Source organism: Gemmatimonadaceae bacterium, assembly GCA_036496605.1.
Classification (GTDB): Bacteria; Gemmatimonadota; Gemmatimonadetes; order Gemmatimonadales; family Gemmatimonadaceae; genus AG2.
The window spans coordinates 285,356-306,188 of sequence record DASXKV010000050.1; the positions used below are offsets into that span (position 1 = coordinate 285,356).

Here is a 20,833-nt window from a genome sequence, read left to right on the forward strand (position 1 = left end):
CTATGTGCGCCGGTCCGATTAGGCTGACATGACGACATCGTTCTCGGCCCTCGCTCAGCTGCTCATCGCGCTCTCGCTCGTCGCTTGCGGCCGGACCACGCTGCCGCCGGCAACCGGCAACGCCTCCCAGCAAGCGCTCGCGGGCGACTGGGTCGTCGAATTCCGACTCGACAGCATGCGCACGGCCGGGAAGTGGCAAGCGGCGTCCTCGAGCTCCGCACGGGGCACCCTCCGACTCACCGACTCCAGCACACGCAGCGAGACCGTTCGCTCGACCATTGACGTCGACTTCACACCCCTCCTCGGCCGCCCGATGTCCTGCTTCGACCCGCGCCCGACATCGACGACGATCAGCCAGAACGGCGAGAGCACGAGCCTGGACTTCACGCCCGGCGCCGCGGACTGCGGATTCGGCGCCTCCGGAAAGTTTTATGGAGACTCATTGGTCGGAACGTGGGTGGAGACGTCCTTCATCGGACCGATGGCGACGGGCCGGTTCCGCATGAAGCGGTGATTGGGGCTAGGGGCTAGTGGGCTAGAAGGCTCCGCTTTTCATCTAGCCCCGAGCGCCTAGGCCCTCGCAGATCGTGACGCGCGACACATTCCTTGCTGCCTAACGAGCGATTTTCAGCGAGCTCGGCAACACATCGTTCGGAGATTCGTGACGTGCATAACAGACGGCGCGTCACCCCGCTGATATCTACTCGCCCACCTTCACGCGCCCACTTCAACAGGACGTTGTCATGGCAATCTGGAAGGAACCGACCACATCCAAAAAGGACACGATAATGACCCCTACCGCTGAACCAGCACTGCAGAAAGAGCCCGAGCTTCGCCCCGTTGATGTCGCCCCGCAGTCGGCTCGTCGAGCGGTGCCGCGTGACGCGAAGGAGTCCGTGATCTGTGCCGACATCAACATCACCGGCAAGATCGATGGCACGGGCCATGTCCGGATCGCCGGCCGTTTCGAGGGTGACGTCCACATCCAAGGCGACCTCACCATCGACGCCGGAGCGAAGCTCACCGGCGCCGTCAGCGCCAACTCCGTCACGATCGGTGGCGAGATCGTGGGCAACATCGAGAATGCCGCCAGCGTCGAGATCCTCGCGACGGGTGTTCTCAATGGGGACCTCAAGGCCGGCACGCTCAGCGTCGCCGCCGGCTCGCGTATGCGCGGCCGCGTGGAGTTTGGCTGGGGTGACGAGCGCGATCAACTTCCTGAGAAATCTTCGGCGTCGAAGTCCACGCTGAGCCTGGGGAATCGACACGCCTCGTGAGTACGCTGCGAAGGACTCCGGCTGGTGCGACGCGCACCTGTCCTCACTGCCGGGCAGTGATTCTGCAGAGCACGAGCGTCTGTCCTTCGTGCAAGAAGCACGTGCGGTTTGGAGGTCCGGGTGGAGACGCGGTTGTCTCCACCCTCACCCCACTCCGCGTCGAAGGCGCGATTCGTCATCCGAACATCGGCGAGGCCTGGGAGTACGCGGTGATGATCACGATCACCAACGACCGCGGCGAGGAGACCGCACGCCAGATCGTCGGCGTCGGCGCCATCCCACCGGGCGAGCAGCGGAAGTTCACGTTCTCCGTCGAGGTCTTCACGCCGGCGGGAGCGGTCGAGCAAGAGGCTGACGCCAAGATCCCCGCGATTCGAGGCAGCTCCGCGAACTGATCGCATCACGACTGTTCGGCGTCGCGGGCTGGCTCGCTGCCAGCATCGTTCTTTGGGACATCCGGGCGTAGCAGTTGCAGGCCTCCTCACGGTCGAGAAGCCATCTCTCAACCGTGGAGGTTCAGATGCGCTCGTCCATCGTCCGGCATGCGCGCGCCCTCATCACCGTCATCCTCGTCATCGCGGCCCTAACGGCGACGGCGATTCTGACGCGAACGTCGACCGTCCGCGCGCAGCAGCCGTCCGGAAATCCCGCCGAACAGGTGCGGCAGATGCAGGCAATGATGCGGGCGAACATTGAGGCCGTGATGGAGGGCACCCTAGCGGTGATGTCGCGCAAGGAGACCGCCGGCCAGATGGCGACTTTTTCAAAGAACTATCTCGACGCGCTCGTGGCGAAGGGCTTCACGCGCCAGGAGGCACTCGCTCTCGTCGCGGCGCACTCGCCGACGGTAATTCCTGGAGCTCGGTGAATCCACCTCGCGTACCATAGCCAACGGAGTGCCACGCCTTGAAGAAGAGGACATTGCGCTCGCTGGCCGGCGTTCGCACAATTCCCACGGATTAGCGATACCGAGGGATGCTCGACGTCTCATTAGAGTGCATTGAAGACCTCAGTCCAACGACGCGATGATCATTCTGTGGGTGTTCCTTGGCGTGGCATTCTGGGGCACAGTCCTCGGCGGCGGCCTTTACTTCCTTCGGCGCTATGTGCGGGCCATCGAACGCCGGGGAACTGGGGAGCAGGTAGTCGCCGAGCTTCGGGAACGCCTGTCGAGCATGGAGGAGATCGTCGACAGCCTCCGGAGCGACGTGAATCGCCTCGAGGAGAGTGAGGAGTTCACGACGCGGCTGCTGACGAGTGGTGGTGGCCCGTCGGCCACACGCCCTAAGGGGTAAGCTTGCAAAGCGTTAGGCAGGAGCGCTCCGCAGCGCGCGACGCCTACGACGAGCTCTGTACCTACACGCTTACGCACCCCGACCCGTCATTCATTCACCAGCAGGTCGTCGACGCCTTCGCCGCACAGAACGCGAGCGAGACGAGCAAGCCGATCAGCGTCACCTTCGCGCTCGTGGGACTCTACCTCCACGTCGAGAAAGGATTCAACGGGCGCGAGGTGCAACGCGTTCACATGCAGCTCGCGCGTCAGAAGCACAAGTGGCCCTCGTTCTCACTCCCAGAGGCGCGCGGTGCGATTACCGCGCTCGACGTAATAAAAACGCCGGAAGGGACTGAGCGCGATCGCGCGATCCACGACTGGTGTTCCGCGGTCTGGGGTGCATTCGTCGGCAACCGGGAGAGGATTATCAGTCTACTCAATAACCGTCGTCTTGGCTCTTAGCAGAGTGTTAGGCATTTCGGGATGAGCATTGGGAGACTCTTTCTTAGCACCGCTGGTGTCGCCACCTTCGTCGAAGGGCACCCGTGAAACATCTCGCCGCGAAGGCATGGTTCTCGATCGTCGCGCTGGCAATCGTCATGGCGCTGCTGCTCTTCGGTCTTGCGGGGACGACGCGCTACTGGCAGGGCTGGGTCTACCTCGCGATCTTCATCGGCCTAACGATTGTCACCACGCTCGATCTGCTGAAGCGCGATCCGGCGCTCCTCGAGCGTCGCATGGTCGGCGGGCCGACCGCCGAGCAGCGCCCGGTTCAGAAGATCATCATGTGGGGCGCATCGGCGGCTTTTGTCGCGATGCTCGTCGTGCCCGCGCTCGATTATCGCTATGGATGGTCGCATGTACCGGTCTCTCTAGTTGTCGTCGGCGACATCCTCGTCGCGTTAGGATTCACCTTGATCATGATCGTCTATCGCGCAAATACGTACACGGCCGCGACAATCCAGATCGCGCAGAACCAGACGGTGATCTCGACCGGCCCGTACGCGATCGTGCGACATCCGATGTACGCGAGCGCGTCGCTCTACGTACTCGGGACTCCGCTCGCGCTCGCGTCGTGGTGGGGCCTCGTCGCCGTCGCGGTGTTCGTTCCGCTGCTCGCGTGGCGGCTGCTCGACGAGGAGCGGTTCCTCGCCGCGGATCTGCCGGGTTACGCCGAGTATCAGCGAAAGGTCCGTCATCGTCTCGTTCCCTTCGTGTGGTAGCGCGTATAAGTGTATCTTGCAGCCGCATGCCTCAGCGCGCTCTACCCTCAGCGCTCTACCCTCCGCGCTCTGCCCCCAGGTGAATCCGGTCCCCTCACCAGTCGCTAGCTCCGACGCGCCCGCACCGCGCCTCTGGCGCTCGCGCACGAATCGCGTCGTGTTAGGCGTCATCGGCGGGCTCGCGGAGAAGCTTGGCTGGGAAGCGAAGCCGATGCGACTCCTCGCCGGATTGCTCGGCGTGCTCACGCTTCCGCTCGGCGCGCTCCCCGTCATCGTTCCCTATGTCGCGCTCTGGGGAATCACGCGTGCGCGAGGCGCAGCCGTACCCACTCAGCCGCTTCGCCGCTCGCGAGACAATCAAGTAGTCGCTGGCGTGCTCGGTGGAATCGCCGAGTGGCTCGGCGTCAAGCCGATGCTCGTGCGGCTGTCGTACAGCGCGCTCACGCTCGCGACGTTCGGATTGCCGGGTGTGGCGACGTACCTGGTTCTGTGGGCGAAGACGAAAGTCGCGGAGCCAGGCCAGAAGTCCTGAGATTGCTGGTGATTGGTGGTTGGTGAACCACCAACCACCAGCCACCAATCACCTAGGGATGACCCCGTAGTACCGCGCCATCCAGTACGGCAGCAGATAGTCGATCCCTGCCGTCTCGACGAGGCCCTGATCCCCGCCGTACAACAGCTGTGGACTACGCTGCCAGAGGAAATCGGTGTTGGGCCGATCGTTCACCGCGACGATGCCGCACGCCTTGTTGGTGCCGCACACCTGGTACTTGTTGCTCACGTGCGTGAAATAGTCCCGGCGCGAGCGCTCGAGCCACAGACCGAGGAAGTTGGGCGTGTCGGAGTCGCGAAGGGCATTGGCGCCGCGGAGCGCCCGATCGATCATGTTGAAATGTGCGTTCTGGTGCGTGGCCGTGCACCGCCGCAGCACGCCGTAGGCATTCGCATAGAAGGGACGGTAGAGCGAGGCGGCCGGCTCGAGCCTAACGAGATCGAACATTCCGATATAGTCCAGATTGAACTTGAAGTAGCCGCCGTACGTGTCGGAACACTCGGCGCGGATCGGCACGCTGACGAGCGGCGCGTGTGCCGCCGCGAACGCTGTGTACACGGCTTCGTGCTTCAGCGGATTCAGATGACGGCCGATCTGGAGGAACGTCAGCTGCTCGTCGGGCCGGCCGTTGAACGTCGTCGAGAATGAGCCGTTAGGCATCTGGACGCTCCAGCCGTGCGTGATCAGATTGGTGAGGAGTCGCGTCACGAGCGCCGACGCTTGCGCGCGAAGGTTTGCGTCGGGAACAAAGTCGTAGACGACGGCCAGACCGAAGAAGACGCCCGCGTACTGATCCCGCGAGGTGTTACCGATCCAATAAACCCGCTGGCCGTTGTACGTCGTCGCGTACATCCCGTTGTGGCCTTCGTCGGCGGTGATTTTGGCGAGGTAAGGCGAGCTCGCCGGCACCCACGATCGCGCGAGGACATTGCGGTCCGTCTGCGTCGTCACGTCGACCAATGATTGAACGCCGTTGAGCGCGCGCCGCACGGCGTCGAGTGCGTCTGCCGATTGCGTCACCGCGTACCGGAAGGACTCGGCGGCGAGATAGTGTCCGGTCCAGATCGCGCCGTCGCCCATGCGATTGTACGTCGTAACCGTCGTGTAGCCGGCTGACGACGGATCCGACGACGCGAATCCCGGATCGGCGAGCGTGCCGTACGGCATGTGGAGCGCGCGGATGTTGGCCGAGATCGCATCGGCGTCGGCTTGCGTCGGGACCGGTGTCGCCGCCACGACGGCGACCTGCCGCGTAGTTAACGTGCTCTTAAGAGGGTTCAGCGGCTCCGTCGATTGACAAGCGCTGATCGCGACAACGATGATGAGGAGGGCGAGGGCGTTGCGCATACACACTCCTGGGGACTCCGGCGCTCCTGCGCGCAAACAGGATGCCGGACGTGACGAAGGAACCATGTTTTCCAGACCTCACCTAACGATTCGCTTCAAGCGCCACCCCGACGGCACCGCGTCGCTCACCTGCCTGCGCGCGGACGGCACGTCAACCTGGCAACGGCAGAATGGCTCGCTCGGCGCCGTTTTTCCGCCGCACGACCTCACGCACTACGCGGTCGAGACGACCCTCGGCTACCAACGCGGGTTCTATGGCCTGATCGCGCAGGGGTGGGACATCGCCGATTTCGTGAAGCCCTGGCCAAAGGGGCCGATCCCGGTCGAGGCGCAGGAGGTCGAGCTCATCGTTGGCTTCTTCGATACGGAGCGCCGGAGCGTAACGCAGATGTCGGAGACGGAGTTCAATGATCACGCCAAGCGATATGTCGCGGCGCGCAAGTCGCTGAAGCCGGCATCGTTAGGCTCGGCGCCGCGGCTGTCGACGGAGCAGATCGACACTGTCCGGTCGGTTCGATCGGAGCTGTTGACGCGATGGTCGTCGTTGGGTCGGGGTGAGGCGATGGAATTGCTTTTCCCGGGTTGATCTCCGGTCAGAAAGAGGCTCAAGACCGCTTGAGGTCAGGGCCCTGGTAGTCACCGGCCACGCTCAGGCCTGGGCGGCGACGATCGGTCCAGCCCCGACGAGTCGCCGACTTCGCGAATCGACCTTGAGATTCAATCCCTCGAGCGAGCGCGCGCCGAGCAAAACGAGATCGCCTTCCTCGGCGAACACGACGTCGTCCGCGGTCGCAATCCCCTCAGCGTGTACAATGGCAAAACCGATTTCACGCTCTACGACTTGTCCACTGGCCAGCACGAATCGATAGCGCCGCTCGGCGGTGACGCCGAGACCTTCGAGGACGCGTCGCGGGATCCACGTGAGCTCACTGCCAGTGTCTACGAGGACGTCGTTCAGCGCGCGCAGCAGCCCGCGTCGACCCGGATGCTCGACGCTCATGGTGACGCGAAAGGTTCCCATGTCACTCATGATGTGCTTCTGCTCTCAGAATCCCGGCATCTTTTCATCGGCGGTCGGGCCGTAAATCGACGGCACGGGCACGTCGATCAAGCGCAGGTACACGGTGAGCTGCCCGCGGTGGTGAATCAGGTGATTGATGTGCTGGCGGACGACCTCGCCACGCGGCTGCGTAAAGACTGTCCGATCGCCGAACTTTAGCGACCAGTCGACCTTGTAGTCGGCGTCCCTCGCCGCCTTGAACGCGGCGCGGGCGTCGGCGACGTTCTTGTCGAACATCGCGAGCAGGTCTTGAGTCTTCTCGTAACTGTAGCCGACCCCTCCTTTCAGGTTGAGCTCCGTGTTGGTCAGCGTCTGCGCGATCCACCCTGGCATCCACGACACGAGCTGCGTCAGATGGCCTAACGAGAACGACTTCTCGTGCGGCTTCCATTTCCCTTTGTCGGCCGGGACCCGTTCGATGACACGGCGCGTGGTCTTCATTTCCTGTTCGAACTCGGGGAGGAAGTTTTCCGAAATGGACATAGGGCTAGGGGCTGGGGATTGGGGTTAGCGCGTCGCGAACATTGAGCTTAGCCGTGTTCAACCGCATGGCGCCAGAAGGACATGGTGCGCTCGCCGATCACGCGGCCGTGCGATGCATAGATCCCCTCGAGGCACGCGAAGAGCTGTTCGGCGCGCTGCTCGAGGCCCAGGAGGGAGAGCGATTTCAGAATCCGCGTGAGGCGCAGGAAGTTGTGATTGAATGACGTCAGCCAGTTCATGGAGCGATCGGCGAACCTCGGCGCGCGGATGATTCGGTCGCCGGTGATCTCGAGGCCGTAGAAGTCGAGCATGACCTCGAGCGAGCGCTCGAGGTTGCGGCGAAGCGTGTCGTTGGAGCGAAAGCGCGCGATCGTCGCATCGTCGAGAATCGGCGCCTCTGGATTGAACGCACTGCGCTCGGTGAGCGGGAAAAGCCACTGGATGTAGTCGTGATTGTCTTCGAGCTCCTCGTGCGGGAATTGCCAGACATCCGTTAGTCGTCGGCCCGTGGCATCCTGTCCCGTTCCGGAGTAGAAAGCGATGACGGCTTCGTTCATGGCCAGGCGAGCCTAACGAGGCGCGGCAGAATCTCGCCGGCTGTCCCGACGAGTTGTGTGACGTGATGCCCCCACGGCTGTCCCTCCATGTCCGGGTTGACGATCACGACGTCCGCACCGTGCCGCTCTGCGTACCGCGGAACCTCCGTCGCCGGCCACACCAGGTTCGACGTCCCTACCGAGATCAGGAGGTCGCACGCTGCCGCCGCGTCGCGCGCCTGCTCGAGCGCGCCTGCGGGGAGCATCTCTTCGAACATCACGACGTCCGGCCGCAACAGACCACCGCACTTCGGGCAGACCGGATCGGCGATCCATTCCGACCGCACATTGCACTCGAAGCAGCGCGCCTCGCGCAGATTGCCGTGCAGCTCGATGACGTTCTTGCTCCCGGCACGCTGGTGCAGGCTGTCGATGTTCTGCGTCACGAGGAGGAACTCTTCGGCGTGGCGCTCGATCTCGACGATGGCGTAATGACCCGGATTCGGCTCGACTTCCCGTGCCTTCGTCGCGCGTGACGAGTACCAGTGCCACGCGTTAGGCTGATTACGCCGGTAGCCGTCGGGGTAGGCAAAGTTGCGGACGTCGACCTCGTTCCAGAGCGCGTTCGCCGCCGCACGGAAGGTCGGCACGCCGCTTTCGGCGGACACGCCGGCGCCCGTGAAGACGACCACGCGTCGCGCCTTACGAAGGCACGACGCGACGGTTAGAAGCTGCTCATCAGCCATGGGTACTCCGGATGCTACTCCGTGCGTCTTACCAGGGGCACGCGCAACGCCTTCTACAAGTATTCGCCCAACTCTGGTATGAAAGTATTTGCTGTCGCGGACGATCCCAACTATGATTGCCGCGTGCCCCGCACCTGTGTCGCCGTCGTCGGGCCTGGAGAGAACGCGTCCGCCACCGCCATCGCCGACGCAACGACCGTCGGTCGACTGGTCGCCGAGCGTGGATGGGTGACACTCACCGGCGGCCGCGCGGTAGGCGTGATGGCCGCGGCGACGCGTGGCGCGGCTGACGCAGGCGGCCTCACGATCGGTGTGCTCCCGGGCACCGACAAACGCCATGCCGCGCCCGACGTCGCCGTCGCCCTCGCGACGGGACTCGGCGAAGCCCGAAACGCCGTTCTCGTCAGTGCCGCCGACGCCGTCATCGCCTGCGGCATGAGCAATGGCACGGCATCCGAGGTCGCACTCGCTCTCCGCGCGGCCAAGCTAACGGTGCTCGTCAGGCCAGACGCGGATACACGAGCTTTCTTTAGCGCGGCGCACATATGCGACACCCCAGAGCAAGCCGTAGAGTGGCTCGAGCCTCTGCTGTGCTCAGGATGACAATTCCCGCGTCATCTCGATCATCGTCCTTCGAAACCCTGCCCTCTCGAACAACCGCTGCGCCGGCTCATTCTGCTCGGCGGTCGAGAGCACGACGCGCGGCGAGCCTCTTTCTTTCAAGAACGCTAAAGTCGCGTCGAGCAGCTTGCGGCCGACGCCGTGCTGCCGGCGGTCGGGATCGACGATGATATCGTGAATCACGCCAGCGCTATCACGAAGGGACATCCAGTCCTTCCCCTCGACCGCGGCGTACGTGTACCCGATCACGTCACCATCTTGCTCGGCGACGAGCACGCACACGTCGGGGTCCTCGAGCTGCGTCCCGAGAAAATGACCGTACCCCTCGGCAGTGTGACGCGTCGCCGGGATGAAGCGCTTCTTGTCGAACTCATAGTGCGTGCGAACGAGGAGCGCGCCGAGCCGGCCCACGGTCGGCATGTCGTTCAGAGTCGCGCGGCGGACGATGATCTCGGGCACGAGTGCGGAAACTAATCCGCTCCCGCTGGATGCGTCGTCGGCCGATACGCGTCGACCTCGATGACCTGCGTGTCCGCCGCCTGGTCGCCGAGCCGGCGGCCGTCCTCGCGCGCGAGCACGACGATCGGCTCGATGAGCGGGCCCGCGACCGGAACGACGCCGACCAGACCGCCGATGAAGCAGCGCAGCGCCGAACCGCCGGTATTGCACGGCCGATTCGTCTTGACGTTCACGACCATCAGGCCGACGGCCTTTTTCCCGATGCTCTGCCCATTCGGTCGTCCATCTTTCGTGAGACCATAGTACATCGACCACGCGATCGCGCCGAAGAGGTTGATCAACACCGTGGTTTCGGTTTGCCGCGGCAGTTTGAAGATGAGCGCGATTATGCCCGCGACGATCATCGGTCCCATCCCGATGACCTTGTCGATGATGGACGCGCCGAATCGTGCGCCGAGCCGCGCCTTCGGGTAACGCCAGATGATCTCAGCCGGCTCGCGCACCGCCGTTGCGAGCTCCACTCGCTTCGCCGCGCGGCCTTCCGGCGTATCGATGCGGCGATGTGCCGACTCTTCGGCGAGCGCCTGACGAGCTTCCGACGTCAGCGTCTCCGGGTCACACTCGAGCAGGTTTAGCAACTCCTGATCGGCGTAGCTCGCGTAACGCAACCGGAAGTCTTCCAACGTGCGCATGGACTACCGCGTCGGCACGTAAGTATCGAGAGGAATGACCTGCGTTCCTGCCGCGCGATCCCCGAGGCGGCGACCATCCTCGGCCGCGAGCGCGACGATGGGCTCGATGAAGAAGCCGAAGATCGGGACGAGGTTGACCGCTCCCCAGATCAGCGCACGGATCGCTGACTCGCCCTTGGAGCAGGGCTTGTTCGTCGTCGTGTTCACGACCATCAGGTCCATCATCTCCTTGCCGATGCTCTGCCCGTCGTCGCGGCCGTCCTTGGTGAAGCCATACCAGACCGCCCAGCCAATGCAGCCAACGAAGAGGAGGACCGAAGCCGCAGAGCGGCCATTAAATTGATTCGTAATGGCGAGGAAGACCGCGGCAACGATGATCGGGACGACGCAGACGATGCAGTCGATGATGTACGCGAGGAAGCGCGAGCCGAAGTTGGCCTTGACGTAACGCTGAACGCCCGCCGCGCCGGCCGGGGCATACGCGCCGATGCCAGCGACGACCTCGGGCCATCCGGGCGGCAACGTGAGCCCGCGTCGCACGGCTTCGTCGATGAGAGCCTGCCGCGACTCAGGCGTTAGGCGCTCGGGACCGACGTTCATGACTGCGAGCAGGTCGGCGTCCGAGGTACGGGCGTAGCGCTCCCGAAGGGCATCGGTCGTGTACATGTCCAAGGCTCGGCGTGGGGTTCGCCGAGACAATGCAGCGCCGCCTCACGCATTCGCAAGTGCGAACAGTGACTCAGGGCGGGTCGATCCCGATGCTGACGAAACCGACCTCGAGCAACCAGACCGGAGTATCCAAGCCGAAGAACTTGTGGACCGTGACGCCGGTGCGGAGGCCGACGCCGTGAGAGTGGACGACCGCCGCGATGCCCGCATTCAGGCCGGCAACGCCGCCGCCGCCACCGCCACCGCCGGGCGTGAATGCGCCGATCGCGCTCACACCGGCCGAGGGAAGCAGGATGAAGTGTGGCCTGACAAGGGGAACCGTGACGTCGCCCCGAAAGCCGAAGGCTATGATGCCGTTCGCGAAGAGCCACGGCATGGTTCCGAAAGCTATGTCGCCACCGATCCGGCCGGAGCAGACTTGGGTAAAGTTGAGGCCGAACGTGAACAGCTCGGGGACGATTTGACTCCGCACACCGGGGAAGCCTAACGACATGCCGATGAGCCACTCGGCCGGAGCGTTAGCCGCCGTGTCGGGCGGCGTCTGTGCCTGGAGAGGGGCGGCGCCGAGAAGGAGCACGACGAGAACACGTGCGGCAAGCATGAGTACTCCTCGAGAAGTGTGACATCTCACTAACGCGGCAGATGTCGCACTTTCGGCTCATTCCGCTCGTGCGCGGAATTCACGCAGCCCCCATGGCTGACTCACTGGCGGTCATTTCAGCGCAGCCAACGCCGGCCGCGAACGGAAAGGATTGGGTCTCTCGCAGAAGGATTAGGGGAAGGGACAGGCCATGCCGCATCGTGCGCAATGTCCGCTTGCCCCCCATCCGCCGAGCCGAGCAGATTATGGCCATGCCTGCCATGCAACGCCTCTGGAGCGCGCGCGAGGTTCGCGACCTCATCGAGAAGAACGCTTTCGCGACGCCGCGCTACGAGCTCGTGAATGGCGAGCTCCTCGTGACGCCGTCGCCGAATGCGTTGCACCAGGACGCGGCGTACCTCCTGCTTCGGGCGCTGAACGATTACTTCAAGATCGTCCCCATTGCCCACGGATATACGGCGCCCTTGGACGTCGACCTCGAGCCGGAGCTGGTCGTCCAGCCGGACGTCCTCGTTGTACCGATGCGGGAGTTTGAGCGGTTGCGGCGCGAGAAGCTGCCGGTACGCGAGCTCCTGATTGCCGCGGAGATCCTGTCGGCAAGCAGTGGTCGGTTCGATCGTGTCACCAAGCGCGAGCCATATCAGCGGCACGTCAGTGAGTACTGGATCGTCGATCTCGATGCGCGACTGTTCGAACGCTGGTTGCCTAACGATACACGCCCCGAGATCCTGGCCCGGGAGCTGATATGGCATCCGTCGGGTGCGTCCGAGGCTTTCCGCCTCGATCTAGTGCACTACTTCGCTGAGTGCCTCGGCGAGTAAGAAGTCCGCGACCCAATCTCACATCGGGATGAGGGGGCACTGAACATGGCTCGCGCGATTCATGTTGTCCTCTTTGATGGCTTCGCCGACTGGGAACCGGCCCATGCGCTGGCGGAGCTGCGCCGCTGGGGCAAGCGCGAAGTACGCAGCGTCGGATTCACGACTGCTCCGGTCGTTTCCATGGGCGGGCTCCGAGTCACGCCCGACCTCGCGTTGAGCGCGGTGCAGCTGGCCGACGTCGAGCTGCTACTTCTGCCCGGCGGCGACATGTGGCAAGAGGGCGCATACCCGGTGGCCGAGTTGGAGGCGCTCATTCACGATCTGGTGAAAGTGGAGAGGCCCGTCGCCGCGATTTGCGCGGCGACGCTGGCTCTCGTCCGCAGCGGCGTGCTCGATGACCGCAAGCACACGAGCAATGGGCGCGACTACGTCGCGCACTACGCGCCCGATCACCGTGCCGGCGCGCACTACGTCGAATCGCTGGCCGTTCGCGATCGCCACGTGATCACGGCGAGCGGGCTTGGCGCCGTCGATTTCGCTCGCGCCATCTTCGCCGAGCTCGCCGTCTTCACCGCCGAGAACGAGCAACTCTGGTTCGACATGTTCAAGCACAATCGACTCCCCGCCACGGCGCTTTAGTTACGCGACGCGTCGAAACCAATTTCCGTAGCTCATCCGGCACTATCGAACGTCACTACCTGCTGCACGGCCTGCAGGGGCGTTAGCGACTTATCACTCATGGGAACGACCGCCGTTCCGACCGCAAAGAATTCGATCGCGTTCGCGCCCCACCCCCAATTGGATTCCTCCACACGAGCGCCGACGACGCCTGTTCCTCCGCGCTCGAGGGCTTCCGCTTGCATGCGCTCGAGTGCCGCTTCACGCGCCGCGTACGTCGCCTCCGTATAGATCTTCATCTCCTGGTTGCGGCCGACCTGCTTCAGTGCCTGCATGAAGCTCAGATGCGCGATGTGATACACGCATGCACCCATCGATAGACTCACGGGCCGATAGCCCGCTCGTACCAGCTTCCACAGATCCTGGCCGCTCAAATCAGAGGTAAAGGGACGATTGTCCTTGGTCCGGAAGCTTCCTGTTCGTTCCCGATGACGAATGGCGGTGCCGATGGCTTGAAACTCGAGCACGCCCTCTTCCATTGCGTACTCTTTGAACACGAGTCGAACGCCGACGACGCCATCGCCCCCGAGGAGATCCGCCTCCTCTTCCATCCGCGTCATCGCGAGCTCTCGCGCGTCGAACATGGCTTTGGTCAGGACCGGCAGCTCCTGGCTCACGCTCCATTTTTGCCATTGAAAGCCGACGTGGTAGATCGATGAGCCCATCACCAGGCCGAGTGCCTCGAAGCCGACCTGTTCGACGAGTAAGAACTCATCTACCGACAGGTCACTCGTAAAAAACGCGGGACGGTCGCCCGCACCGCGCATTGCGCGAAGTCGTTGCGCAGCTCCACTGGGTAAATTCGCCGTCGACCCCGGAACGTAATTCGGCATGAAGGCTCCTGTTCGTGAAGTGCGAAAGCAAACACGAATGCCCAGTCGCAATCAACGTTTCGTCGAATTCAGCCATTGTTGCAGCGCGTCGCGGCCCTGCTGCGTGCGTCGAAGCTCGACCTCGATCGCGACGCCCAATTCGGCCAGGAACGCTTCGATCTCCATTGGAGTGGTGCGAATCACGACGCCGCGCACCTCTTGCTGCCGACTCGCTTCGAACGAATCGTCGGCACTTCTTCTCAGCACGTAGACGTGTTCGGCAACGGGCAGGCGAACGGCGGTGACACGTCGTCGCAAGAGGGTCCGCTCGACCTTCGCGCCGGGAACGATCGCCGAGAGTGTACTCACCAACTCGTCCAACATCTCATTGCGATCGGCTCTTGTGTATTGCGCGAGCAGAGCGGCGACGGTCACCTCTTCATATGATCCTTCTGAATCAGGCATGAGAGCTCACTGAAACGGACGCGTCATCGGTACGGGGCACCTCGGCATGTTAATCCTCCGCCAGCCGTTGGGCTCAGGACACCAGTGGCAGATTCGCGAGCGCAGGAAGCAGCTGAAGGACCGACTCGCCCCGCTCGAGTGCCGCGAGCATTTGCCGCGTCACATCGATCGTGGTCTCGATCTTTATGTGCGACCCGGCACGCAGACGCTCGATGAAGATGGCGAAGCTCTGCCCTGCCCCGCTCGCGGACGGCCAACGGATTGCCTCGACACCAGCTTCTACAGCGACCTCCGCCACTTCGCGACAGCGTTCCATGCTCTCGTCGACGAGATCGTTCGGCGTGAGTCCCCACGCATCCAATTGCTCGGGCGTGGTCAGATCGACGACAGCCTGCAGTGCGAGATCGAGGCCGAAGATGGATCGTGGGTGCATGTCGCCGAGCGAAACACGATCGCGCGCAGCGCGCCGGCGCAGCTCTTTTATCGCGGTTTGTGGTTCGCGGGAGGCGTAGACGGCGCCCAGCGAGGCAGTGTTGAAGCGGCCGGGGAAACTGCGGCTCGTCTGCGCGGTGCGGCTCAAATCACCGTAGCGCGGCGAGGTGATCCGAAACACGAGCCCGACGACGGGGTTGTCCGTCAGTATCACGGGCGTGACGTGCGGGGCAAACTGGCGTTAGAGCGAAGCGCCCGCGTTCAGGGCGTACAGGACGCCGGTGACGCGATCGACGTGACCATCGACGATCATCTGTCGTGGGGTGCGGTTCTTCAGGACCACCAGTGGCTTGTCGAGCCATGCCTGCGCTGCTCGCGGTTTGGCGAAGAGCGCGTCGAGCTCCTCGAGGAATGCTTCGAATGCTTCCAGCCGCTTGAGGTAGACGGGCGTCGGCTCGCCACCTCTGCCGCCGCGCCAGCGATGCAGCGTCGGCTCGGTCGTGTTGAGCGCCTGCGCGAGTTCGGCGTAGCGGAACCCGAACTCGCTGTGCAACCGCTCTATCGCTTCGAGCTCACGTACGGTCGTGGCCATCTGTCCCTCTGAGAGTGCCCCTCTCAAGGTAGCATATGTTAGTAGCATATGCAAGTAGCATATGCAAGCAATACACATGCATAGGCGGACAGTTTGTCCGGGAGAGCAGATTGAAACGGAGCCGGCATAAGCAGATTCTCAACTTCTACGGCGAGTGACTCCCGAATGTCAAACGCCCAGGCCAACAGCACCGGGGCGTTTGTCGTCATTCTGCGTAGCTCACCAGATCTTTACTCGGTCGGCCGGCGCACGGTACATCTTGTCACTCGGCTGCACGTTGAACGTTTTCATGAACGTGTCGTTGTTCGTGAGCGGGATGAACGCGCGGGCGGGGCCCGGCGAGTGTGGGTTCGTCAGCAGCTGGTTGCGCAGGGCGGCGTCGCGGAACTTCGTGCGCCAGATCTGCGCGTAGCCGAGGAAGAAGCGCTGATCCCCGGTGAAGCCGTCGATGACAGGCGCCTCGTGACCGTGCAGCGAGATCTTGTAGGCGCGGTAGGCCTGCGCGAGACCGCTGTTGTCGCCGATGTTCTCACCCATCGTTAGGCCCGGGTTGATGTGCAGGCCGTCGATCTCATCCAGCGCCGCGTACTCCGCGCCGAGCTTCTGCGTCCGCTCCTGGAATTTCTGCGCGTCGGCCGCCGTCCACCAGTCGCGGAGATTGCCGTAACCGTCCGACTTGCGACCCTGGTCGTCGAAACCGTGGCCGATCTCGTGCCCGATCACCGCGCCGATCGCGCCGAAGTTCACCGCGTCGTCGGCGTCGATATTGAAGAACGGCGGCTGCAGGATCGCCGCGGGAAAGACGATCTCGTTGTTGACAGAGTTGTAATACGCGTTCACCGTCTGCGGCGTCATGCCCCATCGCGTGCGATCGACAGGACGTCCGAGCTGGCTCGCCATGTCGGCGTAGCGGAAGCGCGCCGCGCGCATCGCATTGCCGAGTAGATCATCGCGCTTTACGACGAGCTTCGAGTAGTCACGCCACTTGTCGGGGTAGCCGATCTTCACCGTGAAGTGCGCGAGCTTGTCCTGCGCTTGCTGTTTGGTCGCGGGCGACATCCACTCGAGGCTGTCGATCCCGACCTTGTAGGCCGCGAGGATGTTCTTCACCAGCCCGTCCATGCGCGCCTTCGCCTCGGGCTTGAAATATTGCTTGACATAGAGCTTGCCCGCGGCCTCACCCATGGCGCCTTCCACGTCCGCGACGCCGCGCTTCCAGCGCGGGCTCATCTCCTGCTGACCGGCGAGGGTCTTGTTGCGGAACTCGAAGCGCGCGTTCTGGAACGCGGCCGGCAGCTGGTCGGCGTAGTCGTCGAGAAGCTTGAAGGTGATGTACTCGCGCCAGGTGGAGACCGGTGTGTTCGCGAGCACGTCGTTCATCGCCTTCACGTAGTCAGGCTGGTTGACGATGACGTCCGTCCCCTTGCTCAGCCCGGCCGCGTCCAGATACGAGTTCCAGTCATACGCCGGCGTCGCCGCCTCGAGCTGCGCGCGTGAGAACTTGTTGTACGTCAGGTCGCGATTGCGACTCTTGGCACGGTCCCACTGAGGCGTCGCGATCTGAGTTTCGAGCGCGAGAATGCGCGCCGCCGCGCCCGCCGGATCCGGCTGGTGCGCGAGCGTGAACACTGTCGCGATGTAGTTCTCGTACGCCGTCCTGATTGCGAGCGTCTTCGCGTCCGTCCGGAGGTAGTAATCGCGGTCAGGCAGGCCAAGCCCGGACTGGCCGATCTGCACGATGTTCACCGTCGATTGCTTCGGGTCCTGCCCGACGCGCACGCCGAAAGGATTCGCGATCCCTATCTGCGCGAACTTCGCAAAGGCGGCCGGCAGTTCCTTCGTCGACTTCACTGCAGCAATCTCGGCGAGGGTTGGCTCGAGCGGCTTGATGCCGAGCTGTTCGACGCGAGCCGAGTCCATGTAGGAGCTGTACAGATCGCCGATCTTGCGCTGCTCGGAGCCCGCGGGCGCGTTCGACTCGGCCGCGTTCTCGACGATCTGATGAATGGCGGCGCGGCTCTTCTCGGTGAGCTCGTTGAACGCGCCCCAACTCGACGCGTCTGCCGGGATCTGCGTGTGCTCGAGCCACGAGCCGTTCACGAAGCGGAATAAGTCGTCTTGCGGACGGACGGCGCGGTCGAAGTTCGTGGTATCGACGCCGAGCGCGCGAACGGGTGCGGCTTGCTGCTGCTGGGCCGCGGCGGACACAGCGAGCAATGCGGACGCGGCCGCGGCGAGCGGGTAGCGGAGATGAGAATGCATGTGACTGCTAATAGGGGCTAGGGGACAGGGACTAGGGGCTAGAACCATAGGGTGCGCATTCGTCTACACACGGTACGCGGTGGATGGTCCCTAACGCTGCAGATCCTCGTGATTCGGCACCGGGCCCAGCCACTCAGCGCGCGGTCGAGGCCGAGATCCAGAAGCGAGAGCTGAAAGTTGAGATTTCGCTCACGGAAGTCTTTGCGGGGCTCTGAGTAGCCAAATGGCCTGCCGATATCGGCAGGCCATTCTCTTTTGCCATGCTGCTGCGGACTGGAGAAAGATCAATACGACAATACGCACCCGCCGCTACCACTATTGAAGGCGTTGCTCCACAGCGACTGCACCGGGTACGACCCCGTGCTCAACGTCACCCTCGCCGACGCACCCTGACCGGACGAGATCCAGGCGCACTTGTCCCCGTTCTCGGCGCCACTGCCATCGAGCCAGCCCCCGTTCGGGAACTGGTCGCTAATGGTCTCGGCCAGCTCGTGGCCTTCGACAATGGTGATGCCGGCGTTCGAGCCCAGACCGTTGAAGTTCGCGCCGCAGCTCGCGCCCGCGTCTGTCATGTAGGGAAGGTTCGTGTAGGCCACGTTGCCATACGACGACGAAGTCGAGCTGTGGTAGCCGCAGTACTGCGTGCCGAAACCCGATGAACTGTTTCCATGCGAGGTCGCGATCACGTACTGCGCGGACGCGTTGCTCGACGCGCTCGTGTTGCCGAAGTGGGCGGCGGCTCTGACGGCTTCCGACGCGAGATTGGATTGGCTCGGGTGCGACGGAGCGGCGCCGCCATTGTCGAACCAGACGCCGACGAGGATTCCGGTTGTGTTGCCGGCGGCGGCGCCCGCACCGTTGCAGTAGACCGTGCCGCTCGAAACGGCCTGGCAGTACTGCGTCACGCTGTTCAGCCAGCTGCTGCCGCCCACACCATTGAGAAAACTCTGAACGGTGGCCGCCTCGCCAGACGGGTCGTTGTTGTTCCACTGCGACCCCCAGAAGACGACGTACGCGCGCGGAGCGGTCTCCACGCCGATGCCGCCGACGCCGCCGTGATAAGACAGATCGTTGCTCCTGTGGAAACGCGAAAAGCGCGCGCGCTGTGCTCCTTCCACTGTGGTATGAACGTGGGCCGCGCGGAGGACTTCCATCCCGTCCGGGCTCCGAGAGAACGATGGCGACTCCGCGTTCGGCGACATCGCGGGTTCGGTCGGAGTGCGATTCACGTCCGAGCAGGCTGCGGCCACGACGAGCGTGACGAGGGCGGCGCCGATTTGCGACGTATTACGACGGTGATTCATGCGACTGCTTCTCCTGAACAGTGTGACGCGCCCGTCGATTGAACGGGGGGAGGGGGCGCAAGTGAACACACCGCGCCATTGCGGTGACGTGCCCAGATTGTGTTCATCGCCGCGACCCGGTAAGCACGACGCTCGGAATGGCAGGCGTCGAAGCAACGTTCTGGCGTCGCGGTGTGCTCAGCTTCGATTACGGGGGCCCATTCTACATCAGGTACCGTGATCTGGCCAGATCACCCACGGTTCATGCCGGGTGGCCCAACTCGGAGCGACGTCTCGTTTCTCCTGTAACGCATCGGTGATGGCGGGCCCGGTGCGGAGCTCCTGCGTCCGGAGACGCGCGCGATGATGACGTCGAATCAGTTGACGCCCGAACAACGCACAACGACTCGCATGTTTGGACGGCCCATCTTCGCCGCGGGGCATGGCTATGGCATGGGCGTGGCCGTCGTCATGGAACCGGAGAAGGCGGATCCGCTGCAATGTCGCGGCGGCGTCGGCACGATCGGTTGGCCGGGGGCGTACGTCGGTTGGTGGCAGGCGGATCCGAACGACCACTCCGTGCTGATCTTCCTCGCACACAACATGGTCGAACTGCATCAGATGGCGCGCGGGATCGGTCTCGGTGTTTGGAGGGCGATCGCGACTTTTCACCAGATCGCGGTCGCGTGAGTCGCATCGCCTAACGAGCGCGCAGGTATCACAGGATCCGGACCCACGGCGGCGGGCTGCTCGACCGCTTGGATGCGCCGTCGAAGGTATCCACGAGACGACCGCTCCGGATGTCGCGAAGCTCGTAATGCTGCGGTGCGTCCCCGTGCACGGGCGCCTGCCGAATAGCCACGTATCTGCTGTCCTCGGAGAACTTCCATTCCCAAACGGGGAGTCCGTTGCCTTTGATCGTGCGGCGCTTTCCAGCGCGCAGGATTATGAGCTTGAGTGGGACTGGATAGCTCGTGCAGCAATTCGGGTAGAGCGCCAACCAGCCGACGGCGTCTCCGTCCGGCGATATGGCGACGCGATCCGCTGCCACCTGGCCGCTGTCCCGAGGCGGGCGAATCTCACGTCCTGTCGACGTAATGATGTGCACCCGTCCCGCCGAATCGATGTCGGCGCGAGTATAAGTCTGCGCGCCGCTCGCACCGGCGATAAACGTCCAGGTTACGACAATGAATTTAATTAAGTAGCTCTTCACGCTGCCGAGCGTTAGTGATAGTTCCAGTAGAATTCTACCTGCTTTGAGAAGTCGTCGTAGATGAGTACGTACGCATCGACATCATCGCCGGCCCTCCAGAACAGGAGCTCGCTCTTGCCGTCGCCATCGTAGTCACCGGCGTCGACAAGGTCCATCTCATCACCGAGTGGCCTGGGCGTGGCGCCAACCAGGAACCAGTGGTTGAGCAACTGTGGATCCATCCAGCCGTCGCAGGGCTCCACGCCACCTCTCAGGCGGAGGCCGACGATCTCTCGCCCTCGGCTATTGCGGTAGGCCGACACGACGACGAGATCGCGCGCCGTGTATCGATAGACAATGTTGTGCTCGGAGGAGTCTCCCTTCGCAGAAACGGTGTAGCGACAGGTGTACGCCTTGCCGACGATCTTTCGGAACGCGGGGAACACGCTGTCGATCACCGGAGGACTCGGTTGGAACGGCTTCCACGAATCCGGGTCGGCGTAATGGCCCGAAGTCACAGCAACAATGGGTCGGACTGCCGGCGCCTTGCACCAGCCCGCGAATCGATGCGACCGGTTGGCGATCGCGGGTATCCTCTGACCCGGCGTGACGTCGAGAGAGTGATCGCGGCGAAAGGTCCAATCGTCGCCCTCGAAGCCCGCATCGGTGGTGTTGAGTGTTCCCAAACTCTTCCCGTCGAATGCGAGCGTGAATTGCTGTGATTTGAGGTCGGTGCCGTTGAGCGAATCCCGA

Annotated in this window: 30 protein-coding genes; 13 read left to right on the forward strand and 17 right to left on the reverse strand. The window is 63.5% G+C overall.

Annotated elements, in window-relative coordinates; all coding sequences use genetic code 11:
* The first annotated feature begins 28 nt into the window (after nucleotides 1–28).
* The 8 genes from VGH98_19905 to VGH98_19940 all read left to right on the forward strand — a co-directional run bounded on the left by VGH98_19905 (nucleotide 29) and on the right by VGH98_19940 (nucleotide 4,308).
* A complete protein-coding gene (locus tag VGH98_19905) occupies nucleotides 29–514 on the forward strand; it encodes a hypothetical protein (protein ID HEY2378252.1) in 486 nt (161 codons plus the stop codon).
* A gap of 274 nt (nucleotides 515–788) precedes the next feature.
* Nucleotides 789–1,277, forward strand: a complete 489-nt coding sequence (locus tag VGH98_19910) for a polymer-forming cytoskeletal protein (protein ID HEY2378253.1) — start codon at nucleotides 789–791, stop codon at nucleotides 1,275–1,277.
* Nucleotides 1,278–1,333: 56 nt separating this feature from the next.
* A complete protein-coding gene (locus VGH98_19915) occupies nucleotides 1,334–1,672 on the forward strand; it encodes a hypothetical protein (protein HEY2378254.1) in 339 nt (112 codons plus the stop codon).
* 125 nt (nucleotides 1,673–1,797) lie between these two features.
* The gene (locus VGH98_19920; protein HEY2378255.1) at nucleotides 1,798–2,145 is read left to right on the forward strand and encodes a hypothetical protein; all 348 of its coding nucleotides are present in this window, start codon (nucleotides 1,798–1,800) and stop codon (nucleotides 2,143–2,145) included.
* 157 nt (nucleotides 2,146–2,302) lie between these two features.
* Complete coding sequence (locus VGH98_19925) at nucleotides 2,303–2,572, forward strand: hypothetical protein (GenBank protein HEY2378256.1); 270 nt, start codon at nucleotides 2,303–2,305, stop codon at nucleotides 2,570–2,572.
* A 2-nt stretch (nucleotides 2,573–2,574) separates the two neighbouring features.
* Nucleotides 2,575–3,015, forward strand: coding sequence for a DUF5946 family protein (locus tag VGH98_19930; GenBank protein ID HEY2378257.1), 441 nt, complete (start codon nucleotides 2,575–2,577; stop codon nucleotides 3,013–3,015).
* Between the two features lie 83 nt (nucleotides 3,016–3,098).
* Nucleotides 3,099–3,776, forward strand: coding sequence for an isoprenylcysteine carboxylmethyltransferase family protein (locus VGH98_19935; GenBank protein ID HEY2378258.1), 678 nt, complete (start codon nucleotides 3,099–3,101; stop codon nucleotides 3,774–3,776).
* 79 nt (nucleotides 3,777–3,855) lie between these two features.
* Entirely contained in the window at nucleotides 3,856–4,308 is a 453-nt protein-coding gene (locus VGH98_19940; protein ID HEY2378259.1) for a PspC domain-containing protein, read from the forward strand.
* Between the two features lie 48 nt (nucleotides 4,309–4,356).
* On the opposite strand, the gene VGH98_19945 is transcribed toward VGH98_19940, so the two are convergent.
* Complete coding sequence (locus VGH98_19945; protein ID HEY2378260.1) at nucleotides 4,357–5,676, reverse strand: hypothetical protein; 1,320 nt, start codon at nucleotides 5,674–5,676, stop codon at nucleotides 4,357–4,359.
* Nucleotides 5,677–5,740: 64 nt separating this feature from the next.
* Here VGH98_19945 and VGH98_19950 point away from each other — a divergent pair, with 64 nt between their 5' ends.
* Nucleotides 5,741–6,262 carry a hypothetical protein gene (locus VGH98_19950; GenBank protein HEY2378261.1) on the forward strand — a complete coding sequence of 174 codons (522 nt, stop codon included), beginning with the start codon at nucleotides 5,741–5,743 and terminating at the stop codon, nucleotides 6,260–6,262.
* A gap of 63 nt (nucleotides 6,263–6,325) precedes the next feature.
* Here the strand turns inward: VGH98_19950 and VGH98_19955 are convergent, their stop codons facing one another.
* The 4 genes from VGH98_19955 to VGH98_19970 are packed head-to-tail and all read right to left on the reverse strand — an operon-like array spanning nucleotide 6,326 to nucleotide 8,501.
* Nucleotides 6,326–6,706, reverse strand: a complete 381-nt coding sequence (locus VGH98_19955; protein HEY2378262.1) for a hypothetical protein — start codon at nucleotides 6,704–6,706, stop codon at nucleotides 6,326–6,328.
* Nucleotides 6,707–6,721: 15 nt separating this feature from the next.
* Nucleotides 6,722–7,219, reverse strand: coding sequence for a DinB family protein (locus VGH98_19960; GenBank protein HEY2378263.1), 498 nt, complete (start codon nucleotides 7,217–7,219; stop codon nucleotides 6,722–6,724).
* 47 nt (nucleotides 7,220–7,266) lie between these two features.
* Nucleotides 7,267–7,776 (reverse strand): opioid growth factor receptor-related protein, encoded by a 510-nt coding sequence (locus tag VGH98_19965; GenBank protein HEY2378264.1) that lies wholly within the window; start codon nucleotides 7,774–7,776, stop codon nucleotides 7,267–7,269.
* Nucleotides 7,773–8,501, reverse strand: coding sequence for an NAD-dependent deacylase (locus VGH98_19970; GenBank protein ID HEY2378265.1), 729 nt, complete (start codon nucleotides 8,499–8,501; stop codon nucleotides 7,773–7,775). Before VGH98_19970 ends, VGH98_19965 begins: the two co-directional genes overlap by 4 nt.
* 21 nt (nucleotides 8,502–8,522) lie before the next feature.
* Here VGH98_19970 and VGH98_19975 point away from each other — a divergent pair, with 21 nt between their 5' ends.
* Nucleotides 8,523–9,104: a hypothetical protein gene (locus VGH98_19975; protein ID HEY2378266.1), complete on the forward strand. Its 582-nt coding sequence runs from the start codon at nucleotides 8,523–8,525 to the stop codon at nucleotides 9,102–9,104.
* Here the strand turns inward: VGH98_19975 and VGH98_19980 are convergent.
* From VGH98_19980 to VGH98_19995, 4 genes are all read right to left on the reverse strand, one after another.
* Complete coding sequence (locus tag VGH98_19980) at nucleotides 9,096–9,581, reverse strand: GNAT family N-acetyltransferase (protein ID HEY2378267.1); 486 nt, start codon at nucleotides 9,579–9,581, stop codon at nucleotides 9,096–9,098. The two genes, VGH98_19975 and VGH98_19980, sit on opposite strands and share 9 nt — an antisense overlap.
* A gap of 11 nt (nucleotides 9,582–9,592) precedes the next feature.
* Nucleotides 9,593–10,273: an RDD family protein gene (locus tag VGH98_19985; GenBank protein HEY2378268.1), complete on the reverse strand. Its 681-nt coding sequence runs from the start codon at nucleotides 10,271–10,273 to the stop codon at nucleotides 9,593–9,595.
* Nucleotides 10,274–10,276: 3 nt separating this feature from the next.
* Nucleotides 10,277–10,939 carry an RDD family protein gene (locus VGH98_19990; protein ID HEY2378269.1) on the reverse strand — a complete coding sequence of 221 codons (663 nt, stop codon included), beginning with the start codon at nucleotides 10,937–10,939 and terminating at the stop codon, nucleotides 10,277–10,279.
* Nucleotides 10,940–11,012: 73 nt separating this feature from the next.
* The gene (locus VGH98_19995; protein HEY2378270.1) at nucleotides 11,013–11,543 is read right to left on the reverse strand and encodes a hypothetical protein; all 531 of its coding nucleotides are present in this window, start codon (nucleotides 11,541–11,543) and stop codon (nucleotides 11,013–11,015) included.
* A gap of 245 nt (nucleotides 11,544–11,788) precedes the next feature.
* Here VGH98_19995 and VGH98_20000 point away from each other — a divergent pair, with 245 nt between their 5' ends.
* Nucleotides 11,789–12,364 (forward strand): Uma2 family endonuclease, encoded by a 576-nt coding sequence (locus tag VGH98_20000; GenBank protein ID HEY2378271.1) that lies wholly within the window; start codon nucleotides 11,789–11,791, stop codon nucleotides 12,362–12,364.
* Between the two features lie 45 nt (nucleotides 12,365–12,409).
* Nucleotides 12,410–13,003 (forward strand): type 1 glutamine amidotransferase family protein, encoded by a 594-nt coding sequence (locus tag VGH98_20005; protein HEY2378272.1) that lies wholly within the window; start codon nucleotides 12,410–12,412, stop codon nucleotides 13,001–13,003.
* A gap of 32 nt (nucleotides 13,004–13,035) precedes the next feature.
* Here VGH98_20005 and VGH98_20010 read toward each other — a convergent pair whose 3' ends face one another.
* The 6 genes from VGH98_20010 to VGH98_20035 all read right to left on the reverse strand — a co-directional run bounded on the left by VGH98_20010 (nucleotide 13,036) and on the right by VGH98_20035 (nucleotide 18,909).
* Nucleotides 13,036–13,875 (reverse strand): heavy metal-binding domain-containing protein, encoded by an 840-nt coding sequence (locus VGH98_20010; protein ID HEY2378273.1) that lies wholly within the window; start codon nucleotides 13,873–13,875, stop codon nucleotides 13,036–13,038.
* A 51-nt stretch (nucleotides 13,876–13,926) separates the two neighbouring features.
* Nucleotides 13,927–14,319 carry a hypothetical protein gene (locus VGH98_20015; protein HEY2378274.1) on the reverse strand — a complete coding sequence of 131 codons (393 nt, stop codon included), beginning with the start codon at nucleotides 14,317–14,319 and terminating at the stop codon, nucleotides 13,927–13,929.
* Between the two features lie 73 nt (nucleotides 14,320–14,392).
* Nucleotides 14,393–14,965 carry an RES family NAD+ phosphorylase gene (locus tag VGH98_20020; GenBank protein ID HEY2378275.1) on the reverse strand — a complete coding sequence of 191 codons (573 nt, stop codon included), beginning with the start codon at nucleotides 14,963–14,965 and terminating at the stop codon, nucleotides 14,393–14,395.
* Between the two features lie 27 nt (nucleotides 14,966–14,992).
* The gene (locus tag VGH98_20025) at nucleotides 14,993–15,343 is read right to left on the reverse strand and encodes an antitoxin Xre/MbcA/ParS toxin-binding domain-containing protein (protein ID HEY2378276.1); all 351 of its coding nucleotides are present in this window, start codon (nucleotides 15,341–15,343) and stop codon (nucleotides 14,993–14,995) included.
* 219 nt (nucleotides 15,344–15,562) lie between these two features.
* Nucleotides 15,563–17,605 carry a M13 family metallopeptidase gene (locus VGH98_20030; GenBank protein ID HEY2378277.1) on the reverse strand — a complete coding sequence of 681 codons (2,043 nt, stop codon included), beginning with the start codon at nucleotides 17,603–17,605 and terminating at the stop codon, nucleotides 15,563–15,565.
* A gap of 284 nt (nucleotides 17,606–17,889) precedes the next feature.
* The gene (locus VGH98_20035; protein HEY2378278.1) at nucleotides 17,890–18,909 is read right to left on the reverse strand and encodes a hypothetical protein; all 1,020 of its coding nucleotides are present in this window, start codon (nucleotides 18,907–18,909) and stop codon (nucleotides 17,890–17,892) included.
* A gap of 342 nt (nucleotides 18,910–19,251) precedes the next feature.
* Here VGH98_20035 and VGH98_20040 point away from each other — a divergent pair, with 342 nt between their 5' ends.
* Nucleotides 19,252–19,578, forward strand: a complete 327-nt coding sequence (locus VGH98_20040) for a hypothetical protein (GenBank protein HEY2378279.1) — start codon at nucleotides 19,252–19,254, stop codon at nucleotides 19,576–19,578.
* Nucleotides 19,579–19,606: 28 nt separating this feature from the next.
* On the opposite strand, the gene VGH98_20045 is transcribed toward VGH98_20040, so the two are convergent.
* The gene (locus VGH98_20045) at nucleotides 19,607–20,101 is read right to left on the reverse strand and encodes a hypothetical protein (GenBank protein HEY2378280.1); all 495 of its coding nucleotides are present in this window, start codon (nucleotides 20,099–20,101) and stop codon (nucleotides 19,607–19,609) included.
* Between the two features lie 11 nt (nucleotides 20,102–20,112).
* On the reverse strand, nucleotides 20,113–20,766 hold the full coding sequence (locus VGH98_20050; GenBank protein ID HEY2378281.1) for a hypothetical protein: 654 nt from the start codon (nucleotides 20,764–20,766) through the stop codon (nucleotides 20,113–20,115).
* Nucleotides 20,767–20,833: the final 67 nt, after the last annotated feature.